The organism is Bacillus sp. LR_5 (assembly GCF_042709275.1).
The window spans coordinates 1-7,871 of the sequence record NZ_JAVAXX010000284.1; the positions used below are offsets into that span (position 1 = coordinate 1).

Here is a 7,871-nt window from a genome sequence, read left to right on the forward strand (position 1 = left end):
CCTAACCTGACTATTATTTCAAAATTAAGAGATATGTGAAAAAATAAGAAAATCCCACGCGTAAGGCGCGGGATTTTCGCTCATTACAAATCGTTTACTTTTATACAGTCATTGCAGATATTACCATAACACTCATGCTGCTCTTCTATCTTTTTTCCGCATTCCGCACACTTTTTCGAAGGCAGGTTTCTAAAAAATTCTGTGATTTTCCCCAGCATAACCAATCCCTCTTTCCCCTTTGTAGTGATTTCATTGTAATATAACAGATAACAAAAATCAATAACTGTTTTGATACAATGTTTAAAACATGCTTTTTTCAAGAAAAATGGGTATATTGAAGGAGTATCAATTTTTTTGAAAAGATAGGAGGACATTATGAAAGTTACAGTTATCGGATGCTATGGCGGTTTTCCGGCCGCAAATGAAGCGACGTCAGGCTATTTGTTTCAGTCAGGTGATTACTCTCTGCTTGTTGATTGCGGCAGTGCCGTTTTGTCTAAGCTGTTCGGATATGTGCCGGCGGAAAAGCTGGATGCGGTCGTTCTGTCTCATTATCACCATGACCATATCGCTGATATCGGGCCGCTGCAATTTGCCAAGCAAGTCGGTTCGTTTCTCGGCAAAGGAGAGCATACGCTTCCGATTTACGGACATGATGCTGATATAGAACAGTTTCAAAAGCTTACATATAAAACACATACAAAAGGGATCGCCTATCAGCCGGATCAGCCGCTGGCTGCCGGTCCGTTTACGATCACCTTTTTAAAAACGATTCACCCGGTGACGTGCTATGCCATGCGGATTACTGACGGCAGCCACACTGTCGTTTATACTGCTGATTCCAGCTATCAGGATTCATTTATACCGTTTTCGAAAGATGCTGATTTATTGATCTCGGAATGCAATTTTTATGCCGATCAAGACGGAACAAGTGCAGGCCATATGAACAGCCTGGAAGCTGGGCGCATTGCAAAAGAAGCCGGAGCGGGAGAACTGCTGCTGACACATTTGCCGCATTTTGGCGTGCATGACAATCTTCGCAAAGAAGCGAAAACCGTTTTTAACGGTGAAGTGAATATTGCGAAATCAGGTTTTGTGTGGGAAGGATAAAGGAGGAGCACCATGTTATTTATAGACAATCAAAATATCAATGATCCGCGGATCAATCTTGCTATCGAGGAGTACTGTGTAAAGCATTTAGACCCTGAACAGCAATATTTGCTCTTTTATGTGAATCAACCGTCTATTATCATTGGGAAAAACCAAAATACAATAGAAGAAATCAATACAAAATATGTAGAGGAAAACGGGATTATCGTCGTCCGCCGTTTATCAGGCGGGGGAGCTGTGTACCATGATCTGGGGAACTTGAACTTCAGCTTTATTACCAAGGATGACGGGGACAGCTTTCATAACTTTAAAAAATTCACTGAGCCGGTGATTCAGGCGTTACATCAGCTTGGGGTTGAAGCTGAATTAAGCGGCCGGAACGACATTGTAGTGGATGGCCGGAAAATATCCGGAAACGCTCAGTTTGCAACGAAAGGCCGTATTTTCAGCCACGGCACCCTCATGTTTGATTCAGCCATTGATCATGTTGTATCAGCATTAAAGGTGAAAAAGGATAAAATTGAATCAAAAGGCATCAAATCGATCAGAAGCCGAGTAGCAAACATCAGTGAGTTTCTCGATGATAAAATGACCACCGAAGAATTCCGCAGCCATTTGCTTCGCCATATTTTTAACACAAACGACATTGGAAACGTGCCGGAGTATAAGCTGACGGAAAAAGATTGGGAGACCATTCATCAAATTTCGAAAGAGCGCTATCAGAATTGGGATTGGAACTACGGCCGCTCGCCGAAATTTAACCTTAATCATTCGAAACGTTATCCGGTTGGATCGATCGATTTGCGCCTAGAGGTCAAGAAAGGCAAAATCGAGGACTGCAAAATCTTCGGAGATTTCTTCGGTGTCGGTGATGTATCTGAAATTGAAAACCTGCTGGTCGGAAAACAATACGAACGCAGCGTCATCGCTGATGTGCTCGAAGGTGTGAATCTCAAGCATTACTTCGGGAACATTACGAAAGAGGATTTCCTTGATCTGATTTATTAAGGCAAAACACAACGTTTGAAAGAGCGGTTGTGTTTTTGAAATAATGGAGGCAGGAGGGATTCACATGAAAGTGTTTTTAATCGGAGCGAACGGACAAATCGGGCAAAGACTCGTCTCTTTATTCCAAGATAATCCTGATCATTCCATCAGAGCGATGGTCAGAAAAGAAGAACAGAAAGCGTCTCTTGAAGCTGCCGGTGCAGAAGCTGTGCTTGCGAATCTGGAGGGCAGCCCGGAAGAAATCGCCGCTGCGGCAAAAGGTTGTGACGCGATCATTTTCACAGCCGGTTCCGGTGGCAGCACAGGCTATGATAAAACACTGCTGGTGGATCTCGATGGAGCGGCGAAAGCCATTGAAGCTGCGGACATTGCCGGAATCAAACGGTTTATTATGGTCAGCGCCCTGCAAGCCCATAACCGTGAAAATTGGAATGAGGCACTCAAGCCTTATTATGTGGCCAAGCATTATGCTGATAAAATTCTGGAAGCGAGCGGTTTAACCTATACGATTATCCGTCCGGGAGGCCTTCGCAATGAGCCTGGAACGGGAACTGTTTCAGCAGCGAAGGATCTGGAGCGGGGATTTATTTCCCGTGATGACGTTGCAAAAACGGTCATTGCCTCTTTAGATGAGAAGAATACGGAAAATCGGGCCTTTGATCTGACAGAAGGAGATACGCCGATTGCCGAAGCATTGAAGAAACTATGACAGTACTGACACTCAGGGCTTTTTGCTCTTGAGTGTTTTTTTCTGTTTCTCTATAATGGAGGAGAAAGCTTGGCTTCAATAATGAATGACTATTCATTCACTTTAAGGGGTGGGAGAATGAATCTTGTTTCAAAATTGGAAGAAACAGCATCTGAGAAGCCCGACAGCATCGCATGCAGGTTTAAAGATCACATGATGACGTATCAAGAGCTGAATGAACATATTCAGCGATTTGCGGACGGCCTTCAGGAAGCCGGTATGGAGAAAGGGGACCATCTAGCTTTGCTGCTTGGCAATTCGCCTGATTTTATCATCGCGTTTTTTGGCGCTTTAAAAGCTGGGATCGTGGTTGTTCCCATCAATCCGTTGTACACGCTGACAGAAATTGGTTATATGCTGACAAATGGCGATGTAAAGGCAATCGTAGGCGTTAGCCAGCTTTTGCCGCTTTATGAGAGCATGCATGAGTCGCTGCCAAAGGTTGAGCTCGTCATTTTATGCCAGACGGGGGAGGCCGAGCCGGAAGCTGCGGACCCAGAGGTCAGGATGAAAATGACAACGTTTGCAAAAATATTGCGTCCGACATCAGCCGCTAAACAAAACCAAGAACTTGTCCCTGATGATACCGCGGTTATTTTATATACGTCAGGAACGACTGGAAAACCGAAAGGCGCGATGCTGACTCATCAGAATTTGTACAGCAATGCCAACGATGTTGCAGGCTATTTGGGAATGGATGAGAGGGACAATGTGGTCTGCGCTCTTCCCATGTTTCACGTGTTTTGTTTAACCGTCTGCATGAATGCACCGCTGATGAGCGGCGCAACTGTCTTGATTGAGCCTCAATTCAGTCCGGCATCTGTTTTTAAGCTTGTTAAGCAGCAGCAGGCGACCATTTTTGCCGGTGTGCCTACAATGTATAACTACTTGTTTCAGCATGAAAACGGAAAGAAAGATGATTTTTCTTCGATCAGGTTGTGCATTTCGGGAGGCGCGGCCATGCCAGTCGCGTTGCTGACGGCGTTTGAAGAAAAATTCGGTGTTACCATTTTGGAAGGCTACGGGCTCTCGGAAGCATCACCCGTCACGTGCTTTAACCCGTTTGACAGGGGCAGAAAGCCGGGCTCCATCGGGACAAGTATCTTACATGTCGAAAACAAGGTCGTAGATCCGCTCGGACGTGAGCTGCCCGCTCACCAGGTCGGCGAATTGATCGTGAAAGGCCCCAATGTGATGAAGGGCTATTATAAAATGCCGATGGAAACAGAGCATGCATTAAAAGACGGGTGGCTTTATACGGGGGACTTGGCAAGACGGGATGAGGACGGCTATTTTTACATTGTTGACCGGAAAAAAGACATGATCATTGTAGGAGGATACAATGTGTATCCGCGGGAGGTGGAGGAGGTGCTGTACAGCCATCCGGACGTCAAGGAGGCGGTTGTCATCGGCGTGCCGGACCCCCAAAGCGGGGAAGCGGTAAAGGGATATGTGGTGCCGAAACGCTCTGGGGTAACAGAGGAGGACATCATGCAGCACTGTGAAAAGCATCTGGCAAAATACAAGCGGCCTGCCGCCATTACGTTTCTTGACGATATTCCGAAAAATGCGACGGGGAAAATGCTCAGACGGGCACTGAGAGATATTTTGCCCCAATAAAATGAAAAAGCGAAGCGGTTAGCTTCGCTTTTTCATTTTCAATCCTTTGCTTCTTTTTTAATAATATTTAGCAGCGCCTTTGTATCATTTTTGCTTAATTTGTAGTATGTGCCATCCTTCAAAAAAACGGCTTGCTGGCTGCCGTCAATCCATAGTCTGAATGAGTCATACCGGTCTTTATGAAACTTGATTGTCCCTTCGTAATCAGGGGCTGATGTTTTTTCTGTCTTCACCTGTTTTCCCTGATTCATAATATCCAGCATATCTTTGACGTGCTGTCTTTTTTCAATCTCGATATCTTCCTGGCCGCTTGAAGACAGTGTGATCAAATCCGCGTCTACCGATTGATACACATCGCCTGATCGGCTGTAAAGATAAAAAAATGCGATAAACACAAGACCGATTACCACGATGGCTGCCACTATTTTTTTCATTTGCATCACTCCAAACATTGTTAGTTTTCCCAGCGATCGGGCTTTCCATGCTTAAAAGGGTGGAAAAGTGCGGAACACAGCTTGGTTCTAAGAATTTGAATTTATGATTACAATAGAAGTAACGGGTTGATGTGAGGAGTGAGGCGTTATGCGCAAGTGGATTGCGGCAGCAGGACTTGCTTACGTGCTGTACGGGCTGTTTTTTTATTGGTATTTTTTCCTGTCGGGTGATTCCGCAATACCGGAAGCCGTGAAAGGGACGCAGGCTGATCCGGCTTCTTTCATGAAGCCGTCTGAGTTGGCAGTGGCCGAGCAGTATTCGAATGTCAAGAATTTTTTATTTTTTATCGGGGTACCACTTGATTGGTTTCTGTTTTTTGTTCTGCTTGTCAGCGGTGTTTCAAAGAAAATCAAGAAATGGATCGAAGCGGCCGTGCCTTTTCGGTTTTTGCAGACCGTTGGTTTTGTGTTTGTGCTTTCGCTGATTACAACATTGGTGACGCTGCCTTTAGATTGGATAGGCTATCAAGTATCGCTTGACTATAACATTTCCACACAGACAACGGCCAGCTGGGCTAAGGATCAGGTTATCAGCTTTTGGATCAGCTTTCCAATCTTTACGCTTTGCGTTCTCGTTTTTTATTGGCTGATCAAAAGGCATGAAAAAAAATGGTGGTTATACGCCTGGCTGTTAACAGTGCCGTTTTCGCTGTTTCTGTTTTTTATTCAGCCGGTCATTATCGATCCTTTATACAATGATTTTTATCCGCTGAAAAACAAAGAGCTTGAAAGCAAAATTTTAGAGCTGGCAGATGAAGCCAATATTCCGGCTGACCATGTATATGAAGTGAACATGTCAGAAAAAACAAATGCGCTGAATGCCTATGTTACAGGAATCGGGGCCAACAAACGGATTGTATTGTGGGATACGACGCTGAACAAACTTGACGATTCAGAAATTCTGTTTATTATGGGCCACGAAATGGGCCATTATGTCATGAAGCACGTTTACATCGGTCTGGCTGGCTATTTGCTCGTGTCGCTCGCCGGATTTTATGTCATTGATAAGCTTTACAAGCGGACGGTTCGCCTAACCCGCAGCATGTTTCATTTAGAAGGGCGGCATGATCTTGCGGCACTTCCGCTGTTATTGCTTTTGTTTTCTGTTTTGAGCTTTGCGGTGACGCCTTTTTCTAATGCTGTCTCACGTTATCAGGAGAATAAGGCTGACCAGTATGGGATCGAGTTGACAGAGAACAGAGAAGCCGCTGTTAAAACGTTTCAGGATTTGGCCGTGACGGGGCTGAGCCAGGTTGATCCTCCGGTGCTTGTGAAGATTTTCAGAGGCAGCCATCCGTCGATCATGGAACGGATTCAACATGCGGAGAAAGAAGAGAATGCGCCGGAACATCAGGATGCTGACAAATAAAAAGAAGCAGGTATGGAGGAACCTGCTTCTTTTTACTATTATTGTGCAGCTGCTTGTACGTTGATTAACCCTTTTCCATAGTAGAAAGAGTTTCCAAGATATGTTGCAGTGCTTTCTAAACGATCACGGACTTGCGCGTTTGTCCAAGTCGGGTGCTTAGAAAGAATTAACGCTGCTGCTCCGGCAACGTGAGGAGTCGCCATGGACGTGCCGTTGTAAGCACCGTAAGTGCCTCCAGGAAGTGTGCTTTGGATGGATACGCCAGGAGCCATCACATCAAGCTCAGAACCTGCGCTTGAGAATGAAGCTCTTTGGTTGCTGCTGTTTACCGCACCTACCGCAATAGTGGAAGGATATTTTGCAGGGTAGCCGACTGTGCTTGAGCTTCCGGACGAACCTTCGTTTCCGGCAGCGGCAGCAACGACGATACCGCTGGAAACGGCTTTGTCAACGACTGTTTTCAGCGCTGTAGAACCAGTAGGTCCGCCAAGGCTCATGTTGATAACATCCATATTGTTGGAAATGGCCCACTCAATGCCGTTAATAATCCAGCTATATTGGCCGCTTCCTGTTGAATCAAGCACTTTTACTGCATATAACGATGCGCTTGGCGCTACGCCCAGAACACCGATTGAGTTATTAAGAGCGGCAATCGTACCGGCTACATGCGTACCGTGAGAACTGCCGTCCTGGTATGGGTTTGTTTCAGAAGGTACGAAGCTTGCTCCGCCTCTGACGTTTAAGTCAGGATGAGAAGAGTCAATTCCGCTGTCGATAACAGCTACTTTTACGTTAGAGCCTGTGTAACCTTGAGAGTGAAGAGCCGGCGCTTTAATTTGAGAAATGCCATAAGGAACAGATTGCGCATATTCATGTGCAATATGATCTTCTTCCACATATGCAACGCTCGGATCTTTTTTCAATTCTTTTACAGCTTTTTCATCCAATGTTGCTGCGGCCGCGTTAACATACTTAAATTGCTTTTGAACCTTTCCGCCTTTTTCAGAAATAACATCCTTTTTCTTGGCGGAACTCATGGCACTCATTGTCTGTTTAAATCCAACAATGTATTTCTTTTCTGTACTGCTTTTTCCGGCAGCCTGCGCAGACATGTTGCTGAACGCCATCGTAAAGATTAACGTTAACGCAAACAACAAGCTGATCCACAATTTTTTGCTTCTCACTCTTTACCCTCTCCTTTTAAAAAATTCAGAGTAGACTTACTTAAAAGACTATTCTGTGAATTTATTGTAATAGATGGAATAATATTTTAGTAGACTCATTTTTTTGAGATGATTTTATCTCTATTTAGGTATATCATCTCTCGCTATTTCCGTAGAGACTCGAAATAACTATTTTCATACAGAAAAGAACGAAAATAGACATGAGTAAATGTTCATTATGCTGAAATGTCATGCTTTTTTAGGTTAAATGCTCCTGAGTCCCTGCAAATTCCTGTCGAAAAAATTCGTTCAAATGACCTGCATATGCTTCCGTGAGAACAATGGATATTATCGTGATA

The 7,871-nt window shown here is 44.7% G+C and carries 8 protein-coding genes; 5 read left to right on the forward strand and 3 right to left on the reverse strand.

All coding sequences use genetic code 11. From position 1 onward, the window contains the following. Nucleotides 1-83: 83 nt before the first annotated feature. Nucleotides 84-218 carry a protein YhfH gene (gene yhfH / locus RAC86_RS31870; RefSeq protein ID WP_003244802.1) on the reverse strand — a complete coding sequence of 45 codons (135 nt, stop codon included), beginning with the start codon at nucleotides 216-218 and terminating at the stop codon, nucleotides 84-86. Between the two features lie 157 nt (nucleotides 219-375). On the opposite strand from yhfH, the gene RAC86_RS31875 reads away from it, so the two are divergent. The 4 genes from RAC86_RS31875 (at nucleotide 376) to lcfB (ending at nucleotide 4,486) form a co-directional block, all read left to right on the forward strand. After that, the gene (locus RAC86_RS31875; RefSeq protein WP_144482605.1) at nucleotides 376-1,110 is read left to right on the forward strand and encodes an MBL fold metallo-hydrolase; all 735 of its coding nucleotides are present in this window, start codon (nucleotides 376-378) and stop codon (nucleotides 1,108-1,110) included. Between the two features lie 12 nt (nucleotides 1,111-1,122). Beyond that, a complete protein-coding gene (gene lplA / locus RAC86_RS31880; protein WP_014479356.1) occupies nucleotides 1,123-2,118 on the forward strand; it encodes a lipoate--protein ligase in 996 nt (331 codons plus the stop codon). Between the two features lie 64 nt (nucleotides 2,119-2,182). Then, nucleotides 2,183-2,827, forward strand: a complete 645-nt coding sequence (locus tag RAC86_RS31885) for an SDR family oxidoreductase (protein WP_049140680.1) — start codon at nucleotides 2,183-2,185, stop codon at nucleotides 2,825-2,827. A 117-nt stretch (nucleotides 2,828-2,944) separates the two neighbouring features. Next, entirely contained in the window at nucleotides 2,945-4,486 is a 1,542-nt protein-coding gene (lcfB, locus tag RAC86_RS31890; protein ID WP_377886439.1) for a long-chain-fatty-acid--CoA ligase LcfB, read from the forward strand. 38 nt (nucleotides 4,487-4,524) lie between these two features. On the opposite strand, the gene RAC86_RS31895 is transcribed toward lcfB, so the two are convergent. Beyond that, the gene (locus RAC86_RS31895) at nucleotides 4,525-4,920 is read right to left on the reverse strand and encodes a YhfM domain-containing protein (protein ID WP_003245187.1); all 396 of its coding nucleotides are present in this window, start codon (nucleotides 4,918-4,920) and stop codon (nucleotides 4,525-4,527) included. A 148-nt stretch (nucleotides 4,921-5,068) separates the two neighbouring features. Between RAC86_RS31895 and RAC86_RS31900 the strand changes: the two genes are divergently transcribed. Continuing rightward, nucleotides 5,069-6,349: a M48 family metallopeptidase gene (locus RAC86_RS31900; protein ID WP_003233175.1), complete on the forward strand. Its 1,281-nt coding sequence runs from the start codon at nucleotides 5,069-5,071 to the stop codon at nucleotides 6,347-6,349. 38 nt (nucleotides 6,350-6,387) lie between these two features. On the opposite strand, the gene aprE is transcribed toward RAC86_RS31900, so the two are convergent. Beyond that, entirely contained in the window at nucleotides 6,388-7,533 is a 1,146-nt protein-coding gene (gene aprE / locus RAC86_RS31905) for a subtilisin AprE (protein WP_029726299.1), read from the reverse strand. Nucleotides 7,534-7,871 lie beyond the last annotated feature (338 nt).

Bases quoted from the DNA above. Each gene is read 5' to 3' on its own strand.
- RAC86_RS31895 (WP_003245187.1), bottom strand. From the start codon at position 4,920: ATGAAAAAAATAGTGGCAGCCATCGTGGTAATCGGTCTTGTGTTTATC.
- lcfB (WP_377886439.1), top strand. From the start codon at position 2,945: ATGAATCTTGTTTCAAAATTGGAAGAAACAGCATCTGAGAAGCCCGAC.
- lplA (WP_014479356.1), top strand. From the start codon at position 1,123: ATGTTATTTATAGACAATCAAAATATCAATGATCCGCGGATCAATCTT.
- RAC86_RS31885 (WP_049140680.1), top strand. From the start codon at position 2,183: ATGAAAGTGTTTTTAATCGGAGCGAACGGACAAATCGGGCAAAGACTC.
- yhfH (WP_003244802.1), bottom strand. From the start codon at position 218: ATGCTGGGGAAAATCACAGAATTTTTTAGAAACCTGCCTTCGAAAAAG.
- RAC86_RS31875 (WP_144482605.1), top strand. From the start codon at position 376: ATGAAAGTTACAGTTATCGGATGCTATGGCGGTTTTCCGGCCGCAAAT.
- RAC86_RS31900 (WP_003233175.1), top strand. From the start codon at position 5,069: ATGCGCAAGTGGATTGCGGCAGCAGGACTTGCTTACGTGCTGTACGGG.